Below are 23,009 nucleotides of genomic sequence, written 5' to 3' on the forward strand. Positions count from 1 at the left end.
GTGTGAAATTCCCTATACAAATAAATGTATAGGGAACTTTATTTACTTTATTTGTTTAAATTCTTTTTCTGTGCCATCTGAAAACTCCACTTCAACTTCAATGGATTGGAAGTCATCTGCAATATGAAATACTGAAATTACCTGTTCAATCACTTTATCATTGGGTGTTGTCGAATCAAAAGTCAATTGTTTAAATAATGGCTCTAATTTAGTATAAGCCTCGTCACCTTGAAGCCTTTCATCGTTACGATCATCTTTTAACTTTGCTTCGATGCCTGATTTTTTATTTTCAAATTCTACCTCATAGGATTCGGTTGGAGAATAATCAACATCCAATGAAATTTCTAAAAAGTTAAACTCTGTTAACTCGGTGGCATTTTCGTTCACTTGTTGTGTAGCATTTTGCTCAGTAGGAGCATTAGCGGGTACATTTTTTACCTCATCCTTATTACAACCATAAAGCACTCCTGCTAGTAAAAGCGCTGCTAATAAAAACTTAAAACTTCCCATTTCGCACACTCCTTTCTATCATTATTATTCCCAAATAGAGAGCAAACAAACCTAAAAAGAGCATCTCCTCAAATGAGGGGATGCTCTTTCAGCTAAACCGTATTCATCTAGTGCCTAAAGTTAAATTAATAATAGTAATTACGGCTGCTGTCATTTTCGTGAATGGCACGTGCTAAACGAATTGTCGAAACGGCTAGATCAGCATATGTCACTTTTTCAGTCGCATTAAAGTTATTTTGCTGCGCATCGATTAATTTCATTGCACTTGCTAAAGCTACGTATCCTGCGTACTTTGGATCAATAGTGCCTGCATCAGCGAAGTTTAACTTGTAAATGTCGCTATGCTTTGCAGCATTTTCTAAACGTAGTACACGGACATACCATTCTGCAAGCTCTTGACGAGTCAATGTTGTATCTACTGCAAATTGATCAGCTGGTTGTAAAATGCCCATAGTTACAGCTTGTTCAACGATAGCATACAATGGATGTTCTTTATCTATATTACTGAAGGATTGCGTACCTCCCTCTTCACCATATGGACCAAAGTAGCCATATGTCATAGATTTCAGCATAATTTTCAATGCCTCTCCCTTTGTCACAGCTGTATCCGCATTAAAGCTTGCTGGGTCTTTAATTTCTAACACATTTTGGTTCAATAAGTAATTCAACTCATCAGCAGCCGTTGGGTGAGAAATTAATGGTTTTTCTTTTGACCCTTCTATACTATTTAGCCATTCACCAGTAATGGCATCGATTTGATTGTATAAATTACCACCGAAAGTTGGAGAATACACTAAATCAAAGTGCTGTTTGTCCTCACTATTTTGCTTAGCATACTGGAGCTGTAACTTCAGTGCCTTGCTATATGATTCTTTTGCTTTATCAGCTGAAATAGCCTTGCTTGTAGTTGGCCAATTATCAATCTTTTGGTTGTTAATCCATAAAGAACCTAGTGAACCATCTGCATTAATACTTACACTCAGTTCATCGCCGACAACCACAATGCCATTTACAACGCGCGGGAAGGAGAAGTAATATTGCTTACTATATTCCTCAAATACAACTTCATCGATTGGCTTCGCATAGTCATGCATATAGGATGGAGCCCATTCCTTTAAGTATTCGATTGCCTTCGTCAGTGCAGCATCCTTAGAGATAGTAGTTGCTGCATCATCTGTCTTTGTGAATTCTCTACGTAAGTCATGGTACTGTATAATTTCACCTGTTGCTTTATTAATTTCAAATGATGAACCTGAGCCAACATTATCATACATGTACATATAACCTACTGAGTAAATTGTCTCGCCGTTTTCATTTTCTCTTTCGTCAACCATTTCAATCTGTAACTTTGCTTTGTCAGCATCGACTTTCAAGAATGATTTTGCAAATTCTTCAACTTCTGCTATCGTCATGCCACTCTTTCTCGGTGCAAGTGGTTGTGATGAAAGCTTTTCTACGCTTTTCGTCTTTGGCACATTTGAAGTGAAGCCATTCTCTGTTTGCCACTGTCCTGTTAAAGCATGTACGCCGTTGAAACCTGTAGCTGGCATATAAACAAGTTTTACATTACGACCGCCTGTTTGATAGTCATAATCAATAAAATATCGTAGCTCTACTGCCAAGTTATCACGAACCTGTGCCAGTATATCTGCCTCATTTTTTTTCTGTTCTAAACCATCGAACGTGGCCTTACTAATGGACTCTGTATTACGATACATACCTGTAATTTCTCCATTGGCAAGAACATCAATAGAGATCTGCTGATCACTAATTGGCACACCATTATGTGTTGGGGAGTAAACAAATGAATAAGAAATTGGCTGTGATAACGGTCTATTTATATTAATATCATAACCAAAACCGAAGCCATCTTCTCTCAGTGTATAGTTTGCCGTATTCGGAAATTTTTTCAGGAAATCCTGTGCAATTTTTTGGGCCTCGGCCTCTGAATACTTTGCAGGGTAGACAGCATCTGCTATATTAGCAGGTTGATAATAGAAATTCTCTAGCTCTAAATCGTCTCCCTTAAAGGTAAAACTACCATAAACATCTTTGCCATTGATTGTTTTATGGAAGCTTAATTCGTAACGGATTGTCGTATCATCTCTAAAGAAATGCCCACGTCCCGTTTGGAAATCATTATCTGTTACGAAATTGAATTTGTCTGGGAATAATGTACGCAATTGCTTAATAAGCGTGCTTTTTGTGACTTTTGTCTCCGTTGAAGCTACTTGAATCTCAATTCTCTCTGGTGATTCCTTTCCATTTGCAGAAGCTTGTGAAATTGGCGAAAGTACACCAACAGAAAATGCAGTAGACGTTAAAATAATTCCTAACTTTTTAAATTTACCCAAAATATCCCTCCTGAAATACTATTTACCATAATTATATACTACATTACCAAAATTGGGAATGTTATTTACAGATTATTTCCTCTTTGAAGAAAATAGATTGGATATTGAGTAAAAAGTAATATCTATCATTCATCATTTCTTCACCACATCAAAATTCGAGCCAATTAATAACCAGTTTTGCGGGAATGGTAGGCCTAGCTTCCAATACCCAACTCCACGAAGCTTGTACTGTTTGATTAAGTTGAACTTTGCTTGTATTGATCTTGCGTCTTCAAACCAAACAATATGTGCTCTCCCCTGTTCGTCGTAATATTCAAAGAAAGGTGCTTGCGCCCTCCAATCAAATTGAATGGCTGCATTGTATTTCTTAGCTATTTCAATGGCTCTTTGTGGGCTAACTGCTTCTGCAATAGGGCCTCCTTGCACAAAGGGCAAGGTCCAGTCATAACCATATAGGTTCTGACCGAGCAATATTTTATTTGCAGGTATTTCACTTACTGCGTACTTTACAACTGCCTCTACCTCCGGAAGTGGGGAAACAGCCATTGGTGGTCCCGCTGAATAGCCCCACTCATAGGTCATTAGCAATACAAAGTCTACAATTTCCCCATGGGCTTTGTAGTCATGCGCAACAACCCACGGACCTTGCTGGTTAGCACTTGTTTTCGGAGCAAGCGCTGTAGAGACCGTATAACCCGCTGCATGGAACCGCTCCACTGCTCTTTTTAAAAAATTGTTGTATGCTTCTCTTTGATCACCCGGTAAATTTTCGAAATCAAAATGAATATCTTTGATGCTACTTATACGCTTTGCTTCTATAATAATGTTTTCAAATAGTAAATCTTGTACAGCCGTGCTTTGGAAAATATCCCTTGCTAACTCACCACTAAATCGGAAATCTTCTAAATTGGAGATTACCATCGCCAGAGATGCCCCTGTATCATCCGCAATCTCTGGCACACCTTGGCTTGGTGGCACCTTTAGTGTCCCATCTCTCCTTGCCTCATAGCTAAATAATGCAAGATACGTTAGATAAGGACCCGCTTCCCTTGCTTGACTCAGCAGTGCTTCACTTACAGATGTACCCCTCGGCTCTAAATAGGCCAATGTTTCAGCCCTTGTTTTCGGAGCTGGTGGAATATAAAGTCGCATACCAATTGATAAAGGCTGATTAGGACTAATACCGTTTACCTGTGCTAGCGTTAAATAATTGATGCCAAAGCGGTGGCCAATTGACCATAGACTATCTCCAGGCTGCACATAATAAAAACTCCCCACAATTGGAATCACAAGTGCTTGCCCAATGACTAATCGATTGGGATCAGGAATTTGATTGGCGTCAACAATGCTCTGAACCGTTGTCCCATAAGCTTGCGCAATACTCCATATGGACTCTCCTGCCCGTACAACATGTATTTGAATGTGATTGCCTCCTTCTTAGCGTGATGAAATCATACCTATAAAGCTTATGAAATGGTACAAGGAAACATGTCATTGTAAAACCTACACACTGTAGTAATTTTCTCGATTTCGTACAAGTAAAATTACAGAAATATAGCTATGTAAAAAAATAAAGGTCCAGCGCTTATTGTAGCGAATGGACCTTCTTCATTTCTTTAAAGTATTTAGAGCCAGCACGACAATAGTTACTAAATAGTATATACGCTATTACCTGTAGCATGGCTCCTATAAAGTAAAAGTTTTCCCGCAAGTTACCCTCAACATTGATAGAAAAAGCATGCATCACAAATCCGCAAAGCATCAATGCCATAAACTTTTGATACGTTTTAAATGTTTTAACTTCTAATTGTTTATGCTCATGAACATGTAGCAATAATTGAAAAACATAATACATAAAGACAATCAGTAAAAACTGCATGAACTGTTCGCCGACTTGCCCAAGTAGCAATGAACCAAGCCATTGATCTAACTCCACTAAAAATGACATCACCATTAAAATAATGGCAAAATTTTTCGACCAACGCTTTAAATTATGAAATACTGGTAATAGATAGATACCATAAACCAAAAATGCATATCCAATAAAATCTGGTGCTATATCAAGCACTTCACCGTATAGTTTCAAATCAATAAAAATAAAACTAAAGCCACCAATTAGATAATCATAAGGATTTTTCATTACCCTGCGCCTCCCCCATTAAGTCGCTAGAACACTTGTATTGTTACACTTTTTTTCAAAATTTCTTTATGCAAATGAAAAAACCTCCCATTCACTTCTGTCATGGGAGGTTTCTCATACATTACTTTTGCACACTGGACTTAATCATTTCAAACAATAATGGCACATTCGTTCCACGTTGAAGAGAATTACAGCCGTCCATTAAAAACGCCCAACTTTCTTTCATTTTTTCCCTATAAGAAAGTGCAGTATTCACAGGAAGAAATTCTCCAAGAAATTCTTCAATGGAGCCCGACAAATTGTCAATAAAGGTATCCGCTTTATGAATTTTTTCAGTCGCAACTTCATTGCGCTCATTCCACAAAACATGCTCTAAGTTAGTTGAAAAGTAAAAAAGCTGATAGGGTACTTTTAAGCGATTAATACTAAAATGATCATGAGCGATTAGAATTTTAGCATTATTTGCCTTCATCTCATTACGCTGTTCAATCTGCTCCTTACGCTTCTCTGTTTTTACGAATATAGCATCCTCTGTGTAGTATAAATTTTGTTCAATATCTGACTTCACCTGTACAAATTCTGGTGCTATAAAGCAGCCATCCGCATCTGTAATGTGCACAACAGCAGTTAGATCTTTCGCTAAAAACTTATATTTTTCTAAATAGTTGTGAATAACTCGTCCCACACTATTTTTAATATTAGGTATATTCTTTTTAGAATCCCACTTGGTTAGGATATCCTCTCGTTGCACATCGAAACGAATCGTCGAATTAACAAAATGTTCATCTAGATAATCTTCTAACACAATTTGTTCTGTTTGTCCTTCAACAATAATCAATAGTACCTTTTTAGTCATGTTGCACACCTGCTTTTCTAAAAGCACGTTTGATTTTAAATGTTTTTGTTTCCCTATAAACCTCTTCGTCCTGTCCACCTAATTGAATGGCACGTAAATAGACATCTCTCGCATTATTCACTTCTTTAATGCCCTTGAGTTGCATATATCGGTAATTTTCATTTGTCGTCGTAAACCATAAATTTTTAATGGCAAGCACCTCTAACACACGTAAATTATGGGACGTAAAAATAAGCTGTCCTTTCCCGCCCTCATCAATCACTGTTAACAACTCGCCTAATAAATATTCAAATATACCTGAATCTAATTCATCGATGATCACGCAAGCATTCGGATTATTATAGACAGCGATTAGTACACTAAGCACTGAAATAATTTTTAAAATCCCCTCTGATTCAGTTCGAAGAGGTAATTCACGGTCACCTCGTTGCGATAAAAACTCAAATCGTATCCCCTTTTCACCACTATCTAAAGTCTGCTCGGTAATAACATTAATTTTAATCGTAAGCCCTGGTATAATCGTCGCTAATACGCGATTACTTTGTTCAATCACTTCGCATAATACATAAAAAGCATCTTCTGGTAATAATGCTGGTCCATTCAAATCATAAGAAATTGAACCACGCGTTCTTTCTAAATGGACGCTAAATGGCATAAACCGCTCTTCAAATAAAGGGGCAATGTTTTGATTGTTTACAATATGCAAATCTTGATTAAAGTCGATTGCCAAATTATGCAGCAGTTCCATTTCTAATTCAGTCAACTTCTCTCGTAACAATAACTTTAAATCTTTGTGAAAGATAAAAGACATATATTGCTTTCTTGCTAATTGATGGATGACAAGCATTTGGACACGCTGTTTTTCATTCATATCTACAAGAGATGCATTACGTATTTGCACATCCTCTTCTGTCACATAAACAAGAACCTTTGCGCGTTTGCCTTTTTCGTTTTCTCTGTAAGTCATTCGCTCGGCCGTTGTGTACAATCTTTTTCCGTCTTCTTGTAACTCCACAAAATAATGGACATAAAAAGTACCAAATTGATTTTCCACAAGAAATTCTATATCGATACTTGCTTTGTCCGCCCCTGCCATTATCATTCGTTTTTCTCTAGTAGGCAGTTTAACGTCAGCAAGCCAACCAGAAATAAGTGTCTTCAGTAAACCAAATGCATCAACCATTGTCGTTTTCCCTGAACCATTTTGTCCGTACAGACCAACAACATTCGCCTTAAAAAATGACTCAAAATCCACCGATAATGTAATCTCACCATTGCGTACATTTCTTAAATTTTGCACCTTTATTTTCTTGATTTTTATAATCGCCATTATGTTTAACATCCTTAAAAGTATTTTCTTCTATTATAATTAATTTTGTTATATTTTATAACAAATTAGATTTTAATATATTTTCTTCAAGATCTTATGAACCCAACATACTGCTACACATAATATTGCCGATAGGTTCGCCACAATTATTTTCGAAAATAAATATATTAAGAATTCAATGCGTTACTGTATGAAAAACTATGGCACAGTTATTCATTTATTAGCGTACATATACGCATAAGATTTAGCGTCCACTGAAATAGACATCCACTCACCATTTTAGATTCATACTAATTAATTATAATTTTTAATTAAAAATATGCACAGATACCTAAAATGAATGGTAAAAAAATACTAATTATATTATTGTGTTATCAAATTTTTTCTGTGTAAATAGTTAGTTCTTTGGGTTGTGAATCGTATTTTTTGGCAGTATAGTTGATTAAGATTAGGTAATGAATGGATTACTTTACTATTTTCTCAAAGAAATACTGACAAAACGTAAAATGAATACCTTATATGATTACATCAACCCAGCTACTGCAACATAGTATTTATTTCATTTACATTTTGCTGTTACATCATCGGTTGTCCATTTTTCACTAGAAATATGTCTTATATGTAATTTTAGGAGGAAGAGAGAGAGTATGAAAAAAAGCAAGAAAAAGCAAATGTCAATCAGTAAGAAATTGACAGTTATAATGGTAAGTATCTTACTGTTATTCGGATTAGTCACTATGGGACTTTCGTATTATATTGTAAAAAATAGCAATTTAAAAGATATGGATCAATCCCTCTTTGATAAAGGGATGATTTTATCTCAAACAATAGATCTTGATACTTTAAATTCTATATTGGAGCAACCTAGCGCTGATAATGCAGATGCCCTTCTTTTGACAAAGGAAATGGATAAAATCAATGATGCTTCTGACATTATCACAAACTTATTTCTCATTACAGTAGATGGTGAAAATATAAATGCTCCCGTTCTTTCATCGAGCATTCTAGATTCGGGTGCAGAATATAATCAAGACATGATTGAAATGGGTCTATCCACAGATTTTCTTACAAGAATTAAAGAGGTATTTGAAACAGAAAAGGCAACTGCAACCGATATATATAGCGATAAGTTCGGAAGCTATAAAACAGGATTAACACCTATATTGGATGAGAATGGCTCTATCCTAGCCGCTTATGCAATTGACTATGATGTATCTATGGTAACCGCTAAAGCGATGTCAGAAGCATTATGGACACTATTAGTTACCGTTATTTTCTTAATAGGTTCTTCAATCGTAGTTTATTCGCTATTAAAAAGGAAACTAACACCCATTCAACAACTTTCACAGCAATCGAAAAAAGTGGCTGAAGGAAATTTGGAACTGGAAGCTTTGCCTGTTAATTCAAATGATGAAATCGGCTTGCTGACAAATAATTTTAATCTGATGATAGAAAATTTGAGAACAGTTATTCAGAGTGCAACGAATGTTTCGTCACGTGTCTCAAATTCAGCACATGTTTTATCTACACATATGCAAGTAGCAACAGACTCTTATAATAATGTTGCTTCATCCATGCAGGAAATTGCTGGCGGCGCGGATTTACAAGTTCAAAAAGCGCAAGAAAGTTCAATCACGATTGAGGAAATGAGTATTGGCATTCAACGTATTGCAATGACATCAAATCAGATAGCTGAATCCTCTATTCTTGCATCAGAGGAAGCTGAAAAAGGAAATGATTCAACCAACAAATCTGTTGCACAGATGAATGCAATCAGTAACGCGGTAAATCAATCGGCAGCATCAGTAAAAATGTTAGGTGCCCATTCAGGTAAAATTGAGGAAATCGTCGGTATCATTACAGGCATTGCATCTCAAACGAATCTACTGGCGCTGAATGCTGCCATTGAAGCGGCTCGAGCGGGAGAAGCTGGAAGTGGTTTTGCGGTGGTAGCAGATGAAGTACGCAAACTTGCTGAGCAATCAGAGGCATCAGCGAGAGAAATCTCCACGCTTATATCTCATATCCAAAATGATACAAATGAATCTGTTAATGTGATGATACATGCTGTGGAGGAAGTAGATAATGGTTTGTTGATGATTAACGATTCTGAGAAGTCTTTTGGTCAAATTTTAACTTCGATTCATCAGGTTTCAGGTCAGATTCAAGAACTATCGGCAACAATTGAAGAAATGGCTGCAGGTATGGAAGAAGTAACTTCATCTGTTCAGGATATGGAGAAGTTTTCGGGACATTCTAGAGATAATACACGAGCGGTAGCTGAAGCTTCTGTTTCTCAGCTAAATACTGTGCACAAAGTTTCAGACGAGGCACAAGTATTAACGGAGCTATCTACTGAACTATTAAGTGTTGTTAATACATTTATAGTGAAATCATAATGAAAAAGTATTCAATGGGAATGACTTTTCCATTGAATACTTTTTTTACAAAATAGGAGTTGTCAGGATTGAATTTAAAACGAGGACTTGATTTAGTTACACCCATTCTTAAAACAAAAATTTATGACCAACAGTTGCTACCTGCCAATCGTACGCAACTGTTAACGAATGAGGAAAAGAACTTATATCTTGCGTTAAATCACACAGAAGCCTCTTATGAAAAAGATAAAACAATACCAGAAATTTTTTATCAATCAGCTGCACTGTTTGCAAATAAAATTGCATTGTCGTTTGATGGTGGCACGATGACTTATCGTCAGCTAAATGAGCGCTCCAATCAAATTGCACATATGCTGGTAGCTAATGGGCTACAAAAAGGCGATTATGTAGCGATTGTGATGGAGCGATGCAAGGAAACTGTGGTCAGCCTGCTCGGTACTTTGAAGGCTGGTGGCGTATATGTGCCCATTGATCCAAGCTATCCGCAAGAACGTTGTCATTATCTATTGAACGATACAGGTGCTCCATTTATACTAACCAAAGTTGAACATACTCAATTACTTGATGATTTACTACATAGCGATTTTCACTCTCGCACAGTTTTTACACTGAATCAAATGGAAGAAACATTTTCAACAGAGAATATCAACATCGATTTAAATCCTGCTGATTTAGCCTATATCATATATACCTCAGGATCTACGGGCAAGCCTAAAGGTACGATGCTCAGACATTACTCTGTTATCAATTTAATAACGGATAATCAAAGAATTTATCATGCTACAGAGCAAGATGTCTTTTCTCAATTTATCTCCTATAGTTTTGATCCATCTATAACGGAAACGTTTACGGCTTTCTTCTCTGGTGCTAGATTACATATGTTAACAAGTATAGAACGGGTATCGATTGAGGCATTTGCAGATATGATTAAGCGAGAAAGAGTTACGGCGGCCACTATACCAAATGCTTTCTTTACTCAACTTGCTACGTATTTGCCTATAGAGCAAAAAGATGCATTGTCATCACTTAAATATTTGTCAGTCGGTGGAGAAGCACTGATGTCTGCCGTATTACAAAAATGGCAAGAAAAATTCGGGACAAATACGGAGATTATTAATGTGTATGGCCCAACAGAATGTACTGTTTTGTCTTCTTATTACAAAGTGAAAGATGAAGTGACGGACGGCCAATCAAGTATCCCTATCGGCAAACCGATTGCAAATTATGAAATGTATATTGTCAATAAGGAGGGTCAACTTTGTCCTATCAATGAACCTGGAGAATTATATATCGCAGGTACCGGTTTAGCCGCTGGTTATTTAAATCAGCCTGAAAAAACTGCCGAAGCATTTGTCCCCCATTTATTTTCAGATGAGCCAGGAAAGTTAATGTATCGAACAGGTGACTTAGTGCGCTTATTGCCGAGCGGTGTCATTGAATTTGTAGGTCGCAAAGATTCGCAAGTCAAAGTAAGAGGATTTCGAATTGAAATTGGGGAAATTGAAGCTGTATTGGCCAATCAGCCTAGCATTCAAGAAGCAGTAATTCTCGCGAAGAAAATGGCAGATGGTAATAATAGCTTATTCGCTTACTACACTGTATCCGGTGGTATATCTGTAGAACAGGCCGAAATCCGGGAGTATTTGGCAAGTAATCTACCTGAATATATGTTACCCGAGCGCTTAATTGAAGTCCTAGAAATGCCACTATCCCCTACTGGTAAAATCGATCGTAAAATATTAGCTGAGATGGATGTTGCAACACCTTTAGCAAGTCACTATGATGCTCCTAAAAATGCCATACAACAAATGTTAGCGCATGCTTGGGAGCAAGTACTTGGTATTGAGCGTGTCGGGATTCATAATAATTTCTTTCATATTGGTGGACATTCACTAAAAATACTTGAAATTCTTGTTCAAGTAAAAAAACATGCGCCATTTTTAAAAATACAAGATTTCTTCCAGTATCAAACCATTGCAGAATTAGACAACTATATGAGTAACCATCAACCTGAAGAAAATAATACAACTGATCAAGCCGCTGACTTTGTCCTGAAGGATTTGATGGAGCCTAGTGCGCTGCCAGTCACTGTAACCAAGAAACCATTGCCAATAAGTACTGTTTTATTGACAGGTGCCACAGGCTACTTAGGAAGTCATGTATTATACGAGCTATTGGTTAAATCAAACGCCCATATATATTGTCTGATTAGAGAAAATTCACATGTAACACTAGAAGAAAAATTGAAGGAGAGTGTGCGATTTTATTTCGATGAAGCAATCGTTGCTAAGCTTAATAAGCGCGTAACAGTCATTCAAGGTGATTTAGGTAAACCGGCACTCAATTTATCAACTGAAGATGAACATACACTTACTGAAAAAATCGATGCAATTATACATTGTGGTGCAGATGTAAGACATTTTGGCGCGGCTGCACATTTTCACGATGTCAATATTGAGGGAACTAGGTACTTACTTGAGCTTGCGAAACGCAAAGTTGGTGTTCATTTCCATCATGTCTCAACAATTGGGATTCCAGAGGAGCTCGCTGCAAGCCAATGGGAACACAATCAAGTTCATGGAGATTTTGACTATGATGTAACCCTTGAAAATGTCTATAACCAAAGTAAGTTAGAGGCAGAGAAACTTGTTAGAAATGCTGTGAAAGATGGGATTCCAGTTTCTATTTACCGTGTAGGAAATTTAACTTGTCATTCTGAAACAGGTAAGTTCCAACGCAATATGGATGGTAATGCTTTTTATCGAATGATTAAATCTATGCTTTGTTTAGGGAAAACGCCGGAAGCTAACTGGCATGTTGATTTTACACCGATAAATTACGCTAGCCAAGCGCTTGTTGCACTTGCTTGCCAGCCCAAATCGAATGGACATACATTCCACCTGTGTAACCCTGTCCCCCTAACATACCTCGATTTTATAGAGGATCTGAAGGGACTTGGCTATACGTTAGAAATGATAGCCGCAGATGAGTATAAACATTGGTTATTAAACGGGGATCATCCACAAGCATTGCAGGAATATTTATCATTGGCTATTGCTCAGCTTGATGGTGATGGAGCAAGCGACTCACCATTTATATTTAATACCAATAAAACACAGAAATTTTTAATGAATACGGGCGTCACTTGTGCAGAGCCAAATTCAACCTTTATCCGAACAATGATTAATTATGGCATCCAAATGGGCTATTTTCCGGAGCCACTACCTGTAGGAGTCAAATGATGTCGAGATTAGGTACGATGAAAAGTGGCGTACACTTATTCACGCTCCCTATTGGCCGGCAATTATTACAATGGGAATCTGAAGCATTCTTATTTAAGCTTCCCCATGAGGATCGACTTAGAATATTAAGGTACAAGCATTGGCAGGATAGGCAACGGGCATTACTAGGAACCGTTCTAGTTAGATGGATGATTCGTGAATTTGCAGATATACAACATGCAATAATTGCTCGCAATGCGATCGGTCGCCCCTATCTTGCCAACCAAGCTAGTTGGCAAGGCGATTTTAATCTTTCACACTCTGGCGAATGGATTGTCGCTGCGCTAACCCACCAAGGTCATGTTGGGGTTGATGTTGAAAAGATAGAATGTTTAAATGAAGATGTAATGGCCTATGCCATGTCAGAGGGAGAAATAAATAGGATTAATCAATATTCTAAAATTGATCGCTCTAAGTTATTTTATGAACTTTGGACAATGAAGGAAGCCATCTATAAAACTGGACTATTTCCAAACGCAACGCCAATGTCATTGGATATAGTTGAATTAAAAAGCAAGCGTAAGGACATTTATACACAATCGTTATATGTTGACCAACAACATCCTCTTACAATTTGTTGGGATCGCGAACAGTCCCCTGTTAAACAAACAACATTGACCAGGAATGAGCTTGTTTAATACGATCGACTTATTTGGAATCAATGCCCCTTGTGCAACTGATAAACTGCAAAGGGGCTTCTTTTCGTGTCCAACTGATGTATCCGACTTCCATGTTCTAATCACTTTTGTAGAAGCTCCTTCAACATGACTTCATACAGAATAATGTGAACCTCTAGGAGCTTTAATCAAAAAAATCGGACTTGCCAACAAGGTTTAGCACCCTCTTGGCAAGTCCTTTTTATTTTCTACTGCTTTCTATTTCACTAAATCTATTTAAACAAATCTGGATACATTTCTTTAGCTAAAAGTTCCATCCCATCGATCGTGTTATAACCATAACCAAACAAATAATTGTAATCAACTATATAAATTTGTTTATTTTTAATTGCCTTCATGCTTGATAACTTTGGATTCGCATAGATCGCTTCACGTACTTTTTCAAGGTCAGAGCCATCCCAGTTTGGTATGATTAAGACATCTGGATCTGACTCAATAAGCGTTTCAACACTTACATCGCCTAACTCATCCTCAAATATATTATCTAACTTTATCATTTTAAAAGCGTCATTGAAGAATGTTTCATCGTGTGCAGGATATACAAAAAGCTCTTTTGGATCGTTTGTATGCAGATAAGCAAAAGTTTTGTGGTCTTTAATACTTTCTAATTTTGAAGTAATCGCTGTTTGTCTGTCTTTTAACTCTTTTATAAAGTTATCTGCTTTATCTTGAACACTAAAAATTTCACCAATGTTTTCAATATCTTTATAAATAGAATCATACGTTCCGCCTGTAACAGATGACTCAAGTACATACGTTTTAATGTTCATATCATTGAGTGTATCTACTGTACCTACACCCCAGTCTGCATTATCAAATAAACCGCCTCGTCCAAATACTAAGTCTGGGTTAGTTCCTAAAGTTACTTCTTTTCCAACATACTCGTCACTTAGTATATTTAATTTTGAATATGCTTCTTCTACTGATTTATCGGGTTCTCCGAAGTTTGCCCCTACCCCTACAATTTTATCGCCTAAGCCTAGATGCAATAATAGTTCTGCCGCTGGACGAGTATTAGCCATTATTCTTTCAGGTGCTTTATCAAACACTTGATCTTTCTTATCCCATGTTGTCCCACCTTCAGCTTTCGTAAAGCTTTGAATCGTCAATGGGTAATGATCTTGCGTTTCTGATACCTTTGAGGTACTTTTAGTTGTCCCTCCACAAGCCGTCAATGTTAATATGGCTGCTAAACCTATTCCAAGTAATAAATTCTTTTTCACTGTAATCCTCCTATATTCCATATGCAAAACTTAATCCATTTGTAACAGGATTCGTATATGTTTGGCATTTTATTTGATACAATGCTTGAATTGTATCTGATGTTAAAACTTCTTCAGGTGTACCGTGAGCATAGACCTCTCCATCTTTTATCGCATAAAGATAATCGCAGTAATGCGCTGCCATTTCTAAATCATGAAGTGCGGCTAGTACGCCAATGTTCAGACCTTTTACACATGATAAAATTTCAATCTGATAGCGAATATCTAGGTGGTTCGTTGGTTCATCTAAAATCATGAATTTCGGTTGCTGCGCAATGGTTCTCGCAAGAATAACCCTTTGCTTTTCTCCACCAGACAACGATAAAAAACCACGATTTTTGTAATCAAGTAAATTGGTTGTTGTTAAAGCTTCCTCCACAATCTCAAAATCTTCTTGTTTATCTGACTCTAGCATTTTTTTATGGGGTGTCCTGCCCAACATAACCATTTGCTGTACGGTCAAATCGAAGTTCATTTCATTAAACTGTCCTACTACACCCAAGCGCTGAGAAATCTTTTTCTCTGAAGTCTTTAATACATCCAAATCATCTAAAAAAACCATCCCCTTTTGAGGAACCAAGCTTTTATAAATACTTTTTAATAGCGTTGATTTGCCACATCCATTCGGTCCAATAAGGCCAACAAATTGTTGTTTTTTTACGAGGATTGAAACATTTTTAACAATATCTTTCTTCCCAATCCTTATTTCCATGTCCTTTGCAGTCAATTCCATTTTCTACCCTCCGAAGTTGTAGCCTTTTTTCACAATCATGTAGATAAATAATGGTGATCCAATAACTGAAGTAATGATTCCAATAGGCAATTCCACATTATGTATTAATGTTCTTGACAAGATGTCTGCCCAAATCATGAATAGACCACCTAAAAGTAAAGTACCCGGCATTAATTGTTTATGATCCGCCCCAAAAATCCCCCTTGTGATATGAGGGATAATCAAACCTACAAAACCAATCATTCCTGCGTATGCAACCATTGTCCCTGTAATAAGCGCAGTGATAATCATATAAAATTTACGATAGACACTTAAATTAATACCAAGCGTAATAGCTGACTCATCACCTAGTAGCATCGTATTTAATACGCGATGCTGGAACAGGAACAGTCCACAACCAAGTAAAATTACTACTGCCATGATAGGCGTCTTCTCCCAACTTGCGGAGGCCAAGCTTCCCATAGACCAAAATGTAACGGTTTTAATTCCTTCGGCATCATTAGCAAAAAAGATAATTAGACTTGAGAAAGAACTACATAATGCACCAATGACAACCCCTGAAAGAACGAGTTTTACCGATGTCGCTTTACCGCCTATACTCGATAAAATCAGTACTGCCATTGATGTAAACATGGCACCAACAAAGGCACCGAACGCTACACCAAATTGAGCCAAAAACGCACTACTTCCAAATCCAACTAAAATGGCAAATGTTGCACCTAAAGAAGCACCTGACGAAATGCCAAGTATATAGGGGTCAGCTAGCGGATTTTGTACAACTGCTTGCATAACAGTTCCACACAATGAAAGCCCGATGCCTATCAACAACGCCAAAATAACGCGAGGCATCCTCACCTGTAAAATAATATTCAAGTAAGATTCATTTTGGACATTATCTAGTGATCCAAGCCATCCATTTGTTATAGCATGCAATAATATGTCCATAGATTGCTTGAACGGTATATTCACTTGTCCTATCGATACAGAAAAAACAGCGGATAACAGTATTAAGGCTATTAAAAGAACAATAATCACATAATAAATGTTGCCCATCCCTATTCTGTTTATTTCTTGTTTATTCAAGATTTCACCTCTATCTACAATACTAACATAAATGATAACGATTATCATTATCATTAGTATTGTAATTTATAATTATATGAAATACAATAAGAAATTTTATTTAAGAATAATTTGCGAAATTGTAGCTTCATTAACCTCAACAACAGAAAAGTAAAAGCCCTCATGAGTTCAGGAAAACTCATGGGGGCTTTTACATACTAATTCATTTTCACCTAACCTGCCTCGTTCGTATAATAAGCTCCATAAAAAAAGCGTTAATCCCTTTTGCATTAACGCTTCTTCCTACTTTATTATTCTTGCGTGTCTTCATTACTTTTGTACTCCAAAATATCACCTGGCTGACAATCCAAAGCCTTACATATCGCTTCTAATGTTGAAAAACGAACCGCTTTTGCTTTCCCGTTTTTCAGAATGGAAAGGTTCGCCATCGTAATCCCAACCCTCTCTGAAAGCTCCGTTACGCTCATTTTTCGTTTTGCTAACATCACATCAATATTAATAATAATTGTCATATCCCCCACCTCAGACTGTTAAATCGTTTTCTGATTTTATATCGATCGCCTCTTTTAAAAGCTTTTGAAGAACCCAAGCAAACACTCCAATTGCCATAGAAGCAAAAATAAAGACCATTCCAATTAATATGAGGCCTGGGGCGTCGTCCATTTCCGCTATGAGATAGAAGAGTGGCATGCCTACCACATACAACCCACTGATGATAAATGCACAGTATTTAATAATCTTTAAAGATTTAACAGATAATTCCGAGAACGCTTTATTCTTATCGATATAGCTTAAAATTTTAATAGCCTGATACAAAGCATAGTAAAAAGGTATAGCCGTTGCATACAAGTCGATGAAAACAAGATATTTGATATATGCATGATCTGGATACAGTTCTGCTGCATAATTTGCTATTTCAGGTACTAAAAATATGCACAAAGCAAGTACAGGAATTCCACTAAAAATAACAGCGATCTTTAAAAAGAGTGTTGAACCTCTTTTCATAAAAAGCACCTCACTTATTTATTGTTAATTTGATTTTAATACAACATTTATCGAATTTCAATAAATTTTTATTGATTTTTATGAATTAATACCTCTTTACAGTGAACGCTTTGAAAATAACTTTGTACCTCTTCTTTATAACTTTGTTTATTGCTATTGCCCTGAGGCATTGGCCAAATTGCAAATTTCTATGAATACTGCCGATGTTTATACACATGGAAGGTCAGCATATTGCTACACCTACTAATTACTGATGAACAAACCTCAATATAGTATCAATGAAGATAAAATGTATGTAATTCGATCATTATTAATCGATTTTAGTATTGTTCAAAAAGAAATGAAAAAAGAAGCTTCCCAAAAGTTCAGTGAACTTATGAGAAGCCTCCGTTAAAATCATTAATGTTAGCAAAATGTTAACATCACACTTTCGCCTTACATAAAACCCAGTCATATCAAGGGTTGAAGCGGCTTATTACATCATGCCGCCCATACCACCCATACCGCCCATGTCAGGCATACCCATGCCTGCACCAGCTGGTTCTGGAATGTCTGCAACTACCGCTTCCGTTGTTAGGAATAGAGCTGCGACAGATGCTGCGTTTTGTAGTGCTGAGCGAGTTACTTTCGCTGGGTCTACTACGCCTGCTTCCATCATGTTTACCCATTCGCCTGTTGCAGCATTGAAGCCTACACCGATTTCTTCGCGTTTTAGGCGATCCACGATGATTGAACCTTCAAGACCTGCATTGTTGGCAATTTGGCGAACTGGTTCTTCTAATGCGCGAAGGACGATTTTAACGCCTGTCGCTACGTCTCCATCTACTACGTCAGCCACTTTTTCAACTGCTGCATATACGTTAAGAAGTGCCGTACCACCACCTGAAACAATACCTTCTTCAACTGCTGCACGAGTTGAGTTAAGAGCATCTTCAATGCGGAGTTTACGTTCTTTTAATTCTGTTTCTGTTGCAGCACCCACTTTAATGACTGCTACCCCGCCAGCAAGTTTTGCAAGACGTTCTTGTAATTTTTCTTTATCAAATTCTGAAGTTGTGTCAGCAAGTTGCGCACGAATTTGGCCAATACGACCTTCAACTGCATCTGCACCGCCAACGCCTTCTACGATTGTTGTATTGTCTTTTGTGACAACAACTTTTGCTGCGCGACCAAGTGAAGTAATATCGGCAGATTTTAGATCTAATCCTAATTCTTCAGTGATTACTTGACCACCTGTAAGAATTGCGATGTCCTCAAGCATTGCTTTACGACGATCACCGAATCCAGGCGCTTTAACCGCTACAGCGTTGAATGTACCACGTAGTTTGTTCACAACAAGTGTGGCAAGAGCTTCACCTTCAACATCTTCAGCGATAATTAACAGTGGACGACCTTGTTGTACCACTTGCTCTAATAATGGTAGAACTTCTTGAATGTTCGTAATCTTTTTATCTGTAATTAAAATATAAGGGTTTTCTAGTACCGCTTCCATTTTATCTGTGTCTGTTACCATATAGTGAGATGCATAACCGCGGTCGAATTGCATACCTTCTACAACATCAAGCTCAGTTGTGAAGCCTTTTGACTCTTCGATTGTGATAACGCCGTCGTTACCAACGCGCTCCATAGCTTCTGCAATTAATTCACCAACTTCTTCGTCAGCAGCAGAAATAGCCGCGACTTGTGCGATTTCTTCTTTGTTACTTACTGGACGAGAAATGGCATGTAATTCAGTTAGAGCTGCTGCTACCGCTTTGTCGATTCCTTTACGGATACCTACTGGGTTTGCACCAGCCGTTACGTTTTTCAAACCTTCACGGATGATTGCTTGTGCAAGAACTGTTGCAGTTGTTGTACCGTCCCCTGCGATTTCATTTGTTTTAGAAGCAACTTCTGCTACTAATTTTGCACCCATGTTTTCATATGCATTTTCAAGCTCTATTTCTTTTGCGATAGTTACACCATCATTTGTAATAAGTGGTGAACCGAATTTTTTTTCTAAAACAACGTTACGACCTTTTGGCCCTAATGTCACTTTCACTGTGTTAGCTAATTTATCTACACCTTGAAGCATTAATGAACGAGCTTCTTCTGAGAATTTAATATCTTTTGCCATTTGAATTTACCCTCCTGAAATGGAATATTCGTTAAGCTTAATTAATATATTTTAATATTATTGAATAATTGCAAGAACATCGCCTTCACGTAAAATTAAATATTCATTGCCTTCAAATTTAACTTCTGTACCTGAATATTTAGAGAATATAATGTGGTCGTCAACTTTAACGTCAAGCTCTACACGTTGTCCGTTTTCTAAAACACGACCTGTCCCAACTGCTACTACTTTACCTTCTTGCGGCTTTTCTTTTGCAGAATCTGGTAGTACAATCCCAAATGCAGATTTTTCTTCTACCTCGATTAGTTCGATTACAATACGATCTCCTAGTGGTCTTAACAAGTGAAACAACCTCCTATTAATAAAATATTTGTTGTTAGTTTATTAGCACTCTATATCAATGAGTGCTAACACATTTATTATGATAATCAATCACTTCTTTTTTTGCAAGCCAGAACTTCGAAAAATTTTGTTTTCTTTCCATATTCCTCTACAATAGAAAAGAAGCATATGAATGGAAAGGATTTTGTCTGTGAATAATTCTCTAAAAGGTATTAACCATAAAAAAACAGCTCTCTACGTTTTAATCATTTACATTATCATGCAGTTGTCAGGCAAATGGCTAATTTTGCCGTTCCACAAAGTTCTGATGAGTACGACGGGTTTACCCGCTGAACAAGCAGCCCCTATAACACAAGGTTGGTATATCGCGCTTAGCTTTGCCATTGCTTTGATTCTAAGTTTAATCTTAACATCTCGTGACAAATCATTTTGGGATGTCTATCAAGGTAAAAAGGAAACAATCCCACTAACAATCATGTGGGGAATCATCGGTTTCTTCCTTGTATTTTTCGGACAAATGATCGGTGCAGCTATTGAAATGGCCATCTTTGGTATTGAAGGCGGCTCACAAAACACGGCTGACATTGTAGCTATTGCCAAAGGTGCCCCAATTGCTATTCTAGCCATTGTTGTATTTGGTCCTATTTTGGAAGAATTCGTCTTCCGTCGTGTTATTTTTGGTTCGCTTGTCCAGACTACAAACTTCTGGGTAGCCGCCATCGTGAGTGCGATCTTTTTTGCACTAATTCACTTCGATTTTTCACATATCTTACTCTATACAATTTGCGGTTTAATCTTTGCTTTTTTATATCACAAAACAAAACGAATATGGACATCAATCATCGCACATATAATGTTAAATGGATTTGTGACACTCATACAATTCTATGCAAAACCACTGCAAAAGTTTCTTGAAGAACTAGAAAAAATGCAATAAATTTTTTTGACCGCTCTGGGTATAGTGACACCAGAGCGGTTTTTTATAGCAGAACGTTTATAGTTTCTAACATAACAAAAAGCCCGTGCATTTTATAATGCATCGGGCTTCCTATAGTTAAATATTATTTTAATTCTTCAATTTGACGACGCTGTTGCTCAAGGGCCTCTTCAACCTGACGCTTTTGCTCAGCCTCTTGCTCTTCCTTCAAACGAATTTCTTCTGATTTTAAGTATTTCTTATAGCCAACACGTGAAATCATGATACTAACTTCATAAAGCATAAACAACGGTACTGAAACCATTAAATGCGATCCTAATTCAGGCGGTGCTATCAAAGCAGCACAAACAAATAATGCAAAATATGAATACTTTCGAATACGTATTAGTAAATTAGGACTTAATATCCCAATACGTGAAAAGAACAATACCACAATGGGTAGTTGGAACAGAAAACCAAAAGGTATTGTGAGTTTAAATAAAAACGAGAAGTATTCATGTACGCCTATTACCTGAGTAATTTCAAGTTCCCCAGATAAATTCATCATAAACTTCATGACATAAGGGAATAGTAAAAAATACGAAAAAGATACTCCGGCAATAAACAAAATAAACGAATACGGTATATAACTAAGTGTTGCTTTTCGCTCTACCTCACGAAGTCCTGGGCTAATAAATGCCCATAATTGATACATTAACACTGGTGAAGAGAGAATAAATGCAAGTAAAAAAATCACTTGAAAATAAATCGCAAGTGGTGTCGTCACATCAAATGCATGGAGTTCTAAATTATAAGACTTACCTGTATCCTGAATATACTTTACAAGTGGTTTTGCAACAAAGAAGCTTCCAATCATCGCTAGCACAAAGAAAACGGCAACAATGAAAAGCCGTTTTCTTAATTCTTCTATATGTTGAATGACAGTTAGATCTTTTGGATTCATTCCTCAAACATCCTAACTTACTTATCTAATTCTTTCTTTTTCTTGTCATCATCTTCATCGTCTGCTAATCCTTTAGTTGCATTTTTGAATTCGCGAAGAGTCGAACCGAATGCTTTACCTAGCTCCGGCAACTTCTTAGGACCAAAAATTAATAAAGCAACAACACCGATAATAATGAGGCTCATTGGACCAATACCACCCACTCAAGCCACCTCCTCTTTATATCCATCATTTTAACGCATATTTCGTCATTTTGCTAACTAATTATATGTGAAAGTTTTTCGTCTAGATATCTTCTAAACGTTAAATATCTAGCACCGTGATTTGACAAAAATTCCAATCCTCTATGTAATCCCTAATCTTCCTGATTACGTATTAAATAAATTAATGCCTGCAATTCTACAGACAAATCAATTGTTAAGAGTTGCATCTTCTCAGGTACTGTAATACGCTCTGGCGTAAAATTTAATATGCCCTTTGCATTCATTGCTGCTAATCGGTCTGCCGTTTTCTGCGCAGAGCGAGGAGATACCGTTAAAATAGCCAGTTCCGCACCATATTCCGCATACTTTTCCTCTAATAAATCAGGATGATAAACAGGAATATTACTTGTCATTTTGCCTTCTTTAGGTGCCTTTGAATCAAATGCAACCACAATGTGTGTATTATGATTTTTTTGGAAATTATACTTTAATAACGCATTACCTAGATTCCCTACACCAATTAACGCTACTTTTGTTGTTTCATGCTGATCGAGTGTTTGGCTAAAAAACGTTAATAGATGTTGCACATCATAGCCATATCCTTTTTTGCCTAGCGCTCCGAAATAAGAAAAGTCACGGCGAATAGTTGCAGAGTCAATTTTCATTGCTTCACTCAGTTCCTTCGACGAAATACGTTCCATTCCTTCTTGTGCAAAGTTTTGGATAAATCGATAGTAAAGAGGAAGTCTTTTGGTCGTAGCTTGTGGAATTTTCACTTCTTGTTTCAAACTTTTTCCTCCTTATAAACACATCAAATTCGCCTCAGCGGATTTGAATA

At 37.0% G+C, this 23,009-nt stretch carries 20 protein-coding genes; 4 read left to right on the forward strand and 16 right to left on the reverse strand.

Annotation, left to right across the window (positions count from 1 at the left end; genetic code table 11):
* Nucleotides 1–42: 42 nt before the first annotated feature.
* The 6 genes from ACQKII_RS18845 to ACQKII_RS18870 all read right to left on the reverse strand — a co-directional run bounded on the left by ACQKII_RS18845 (nucleotide 43) and on the right by ACQKII_RS18870 (nucleotide 7,190).
* On the reverse strand, nucleotides 43–510 hold the full coding sequence (locus ACQKII_RS18845) for a YusW family protein (protein ID WP_427461870.1): 468 nt from the start codon (nucleotides 508–510) through the stop codon (nucleotides 43–45).
* Between the two features lie 125 nt (nucleotides 511–635).
* On the reverse strand, nucleotides 636–2,864 hold the full coding sequence (locus tag ACQKII_RS18850; protein WP_427461872.1) for a YcdB/YcdC domain-containing protein: 2,229 nt from the start codon (nucleotides 2,862–2,864) through the stop codon (nucleotides 636–638).
* Between the two features lie 132 nt (nucleotides 2,865–2,996).
* Entirely contained in the window at nucleotides 2,997–4,286 is a 1,290-nt protein-coding gene (locus ACQKII_RS18855; RefSeq protein WP_427461911.1) for a LysM peptidoglycan-binding domain-containing protein, read from the reverse strand.
* 163 nt (nucleotides 4,287–4,449) lie between these two features.
* On the reverse strand, nucleotides 4,450–5,004 hold the full coding sequence (locus ACQKII_RS18860) for a hypothetical protein (RefSeq protein WP_427461874.1): 555 nt from the start codon (nucleotides 5,002–5,004) through the stop codon (nucleotides 4,450–4,452).
* Nucleotides 5,005–5,125: 121 nt separating this feature from the next.
* Nucleotides 5,126–5,860: a hypothetical protein gene (locus tag ACQKII_RS18865; protein WP_427461876.1), complete on the reverse strand. Its 735-nt coding sequence runs from the start codon at nucleotides 5,858–5,860 to the stop codon at nucleotides 5,126–5,128.
* On the reverse strand, nucleotides 5,853–7,190 hold the full coding sequence (locus tag ACQKII_RS18870) for an AAA family ATPase (protein ID WP_427461878.1): 1,338 nt from the start codon (nucleotides 7,188–7,190) through the stop codon (nucleotides 5,853–5,855). The genes ACQKII_RS18865 and ACQKII_RS18870 overlap by 8 nt, the downstream gene beginning before the upstream one ends.
* Before the next feature lie 647 nt (nucleotides 7,191–7,837).
* Here ACQKII_RS18870 and ACQKII_RS18875 point away from each other — a divergent pair.
* The 3 genes from ACQKII_RS18875 to ACQKII_RS18885 all read left to right on the forward strand — a co-directional run bounded on the left by ACQKII_RS18875 (nucleotide 7,838) and on the right by ACQKII_RS18885 (nucleotide 13,508).
* The gene (locus ACQKII_RS18875) at nucleotides 7,838–9,589 is read left to right on the forward strand and encodes a methyl-accepting chemotaxis protein (RefSeq protein WP_427461880.1); all 1,752 of its coding nucleotides are present in this window, start codon (nucleotides 7,838–7,840) and stop codon (nucleotides 9,587–9,589) included.
* Between the two features lie 68 nt (nucleotides 9,590–9,657).
* A complete protein-coding gene (locus ACQKII_RS18880; protein WP_427461882.1) occupies nucleotides 9,658–12,831 on the forward strand; it encodes an amino acid adenylation domain-containing protein in 3,174 nt (1,057 codons plus the stop codon).
* The gene (locus tag ACQKII_RS18885) at nucleotides 12,831–13,508 is read left to right on the forward strand and encodes a 4'-phosphopantetheinyl transferase family protein (protein ID WP_427461884.1); all 678 of its coding nucleotides are present in this window, start codon (nucleotides 12,831–12,833) and stop codon (nucleotides 13,506–13,508) included. The genes ACQKII_RS18880 and ACQKII_RS18885 overlap by 1 nt, the downstream gene beginning before the upstream one ends.
* 251 nt (nucleotides 13,509–13,759) lie before the next feature.
* Here the strand turns inward: ACQKII_RS18885 and ACQKII_RS18890 are convergent, their stop codons facing one another.
* From ACQKII_RS18890 to groES, 7 genes are all read right to left on the reverse strand, one after another.
* On the reverse strand, nucleotides 13,760–14,770 hold the full coding sequence (locus tag ACQKII_RS18890; protein ID WP_427461885.1) for an ABC transporter substrate-binding protein: 1,011 nt from the start codon (nucleotides 14,768–14,770) through the stop codon (nucleotides 13,760–13,762).
* Between the two features lie 10 nt (nucleotides 14,771–14,780).
* Nucleotides 14,781–15,542 (reverse strand): ABC transporter ATP-binding protein, encoded by a 762-nt coding sequence (locus ACQKII_RS18895; protein ID WP_143997080.1) that lies wholly within the window; start codon nucleotides 15,540–15,542, stop codon nucleotides 14,781–14,783.
* Between the two features lie 3 nt (nucleotides 15,543–15,545).
* On the reverse strand, nucleotides 15,546–16,595 hold the full coding sequence (locus ACQKII_RS18900; RefSeq protein ID WP_427461913.1) for a FecCD family ABC transporter permease: 1,050 nt from the start codon (nucleotides 16,593–16,595) through the stop codon (nucleotides 15,546–15,548).
* Between the two features lie 320 nt (nucleotides 16,596–16,915).
* Nucleotides 16,916–17,137, reverse strand: coding sequence for a helix-turn-helix domain-containing protein (locus tag ACQKII_RS18905; protein WP_427461888.1), 222 nt, complete (start codon nucleotides 17,135–17,137; stop codon nucleotides 16,916–16,918).
* Between the two features lie 10 nt (nucleotides 17,138–17,147).
* Nucleotides 17,148–17,630 (reverse strand): DUF2975 domain-containing protein, encoded by a 483-nt coding sequence (locus ACQKII_RS18910; protein ID WP_427461890.1) that lies wholly within the window; start codon nucleotides 17,628–17,630, stop codon nucleotides 17,148–17,150.
* A 475-nt stretch (nucleotides 17,631–18,105) separates the two neighbouring features.
* Complete coding sequence (gene groL, locus ACQKII_RS18915) at nucleotides 18,106–19,746, reverse strand: chaperonin GroEL (protein ID WP_427461892.1); 1,641 nt, start codon at nucleotides 19,744–19,746, stop codon at nucleotides 18,106–18,108.
* A gap of 57 nt (nucleotides 19,747–19,803) precedes the next feature.
* Nucleotides 19,804–20,088, reverse strand: coding sequence for a co-chaperone GroES (gene groES, locus ACQKII_RS18920; RefSeq protein WP_427461894.1), 285 nt, complete (start codon nucleotides 20,086–20,088; stop codon nucleotides 19,804–19,806).
* Nucleotides 20,089–20,260: 172 nt separating this feature from the next.
* On the opposite strand from groES, the gene ACQKII_RS18925 reads away from it, so the two are divergent.
* Nucleotides 20,261–21,025, forward strand: a complete 765-nt coding sequence (locus ACQKII_RS18925; protein WP_427461896.1) for a CPBP family intramembrane glutamic endopeptidase — start codon at nucleotides 20,261–20,263, stop codon at nucleotides 21,023–21,025.
* Between the two features lie 124 nt (nucleotides 21,026–21,149).
* Here ACQKII_RS18925 and tatC read toward each other — a convergent pair whose 3' ends face one another.
* The 3 genes from tatC to ACQKII_RS18940 form a co-directional block, all read right to left on the reverse strand.
* The gene (gene tatC / locus ACQKII_RS18930; RefSeq protein ID WP_427461898.1) at nucleotides 21,150–21,968 is read right to left on the reverse strand and encodes a twin-arginine translocase subunit TatC; all 819 of its coding nucleotides are present in this window, start codon (nucleotides 21,966–21,968) and stop codon (nucleotides 21,150–21,152) included.
* Nucleotides 21,969–21,985: 17 nt separating this feature from the next.
* Nucleotides 21,986–22,171, reverse strand: a complete 186-nt coding sequence (locus ACQKII_RS18935; protein WP_268807934.1) for a twin-arginine translocase TatA/TatE family subunit — start codon at nucleotides 22,169–22,171, stop codon at nucleotides 21,986–21,988.
* A 152-nt stretch (nucleotides 22,172–22,323) separates the two neighbouring features.
* On the reverse strand, nucleotides 22,324–22,959 hold the full coding sequence (locus ACQKII_RS18940; protein WP_427461900.1) for a redox-sensing transcriptional repressor Rex: 636 nt from the start codon (nucleotides 22,957–22,959) through the stop codon (nucleotides 22,324–22,326).
* Between the last annotated feature and the right edge of the window lie 50 nt (nucleotides 22,960–23,009).

The sequence above is a fragment of the Lysinibacillus sp. NPDC048646 genome, assembly GCF_050272295.1.
Taxonomy (GTDB): Bacteria; Bacillota; Bacilli; order Bacillales_A; family Planococcaceae; genus Lysinibacillus.

Bases quoted from the DNA above. Each gene is read 5' to 3' on its own strand.
- ACQKII_RS18845 (WP_427461870.1), bottom strand. From the start codon at position 510: ATGGGAAGTTTTAAGTTTTTATTAGCAGCGCTTTTACTAGCAGGAGTG.
- ACQKII_RS18860 (WP_427461874.1), bottom strand. From the start codon at position 5,004: ATGAAAAATCCTTATGATTATCTAATTGGTGGCTTTAGTTTTATTTTT.
- ACQKII_RS18865 (WP_427461876.1), bottom strand. From the start codon at position 5,860: ATGACTAAAAAGGTACTATTGATTATTGTTGAAGGACAAACAGAACAA.
- ACQKII_RS18870 (WP_427461878.1), bottom strand. From the start codon at position 7,190: ATGGCGATTATAAAAATCAAGAAAATAAAGGTGCAAAATTTAAGAAAT.
- ACQKII_RS18875 (WP_427461880.1), top strand. From the start codon at position 7,838: ATGAAAAAAAGCAAGAAAAAGCAAATGTCAATCAGTAAGAAATTGACA.
- ACQKII_RS18885 (WP_427461884.1), top strand. From the start codon at position 12,831: ATGTCGAGATTAGGTACGATGAAAAGTGGCGTACACTTATTCACGCTC.
- ACQKII_RS18895 (WP_143997080.1), bottom strand. From the start codon at position 15,542: ATGGAATTGACTGCAAAGGACATGGAAATAAGGATTGGGAAGAAAGAT.
- ACQKII_RS18900 (WP_427461913.1), bottom strand. From the start codon at position 16,595: ATGGGCAACATTTATTATGTGATTATTGTTCTTTTAATAGCCTTAATA.
- ACQKII_RS18905 (WP_427461888.1), bottom strand. From the start codon at position 17,137: ATGACAATTATTATTAATATTGATGTGATGTTAGCAAAACGAAAAATG.
- ACQKII_RS18910 (WP_427461890.1), bottom strand. From the start codon at position 17,630: ATGAAAAGAGGTTCAACACTCTTTTTAAAGATCGCTGTTATTTTTAGT.
- groL (WP_427461892.1), bottom strand. From the start codon at position 19,746: ATGGCAAAAGATATTAAATTCTCAGAAGAAGCTCGTTCATTAATGCTT.
- ACQKII_RS18925 (WP_427461896.1), top strand. From the start codon at position 20,261: ATGGAAAGGATTTTGTCTGTGAATAATTCTCTAAAAGGTATTAACCAT.
- tatC (WP_427461898.1), bottom strand. From the start codon at position 21,968: ATGAATCCAAAAGATCTAACTGTCATTCAACATATAGAAGAATTAAGA.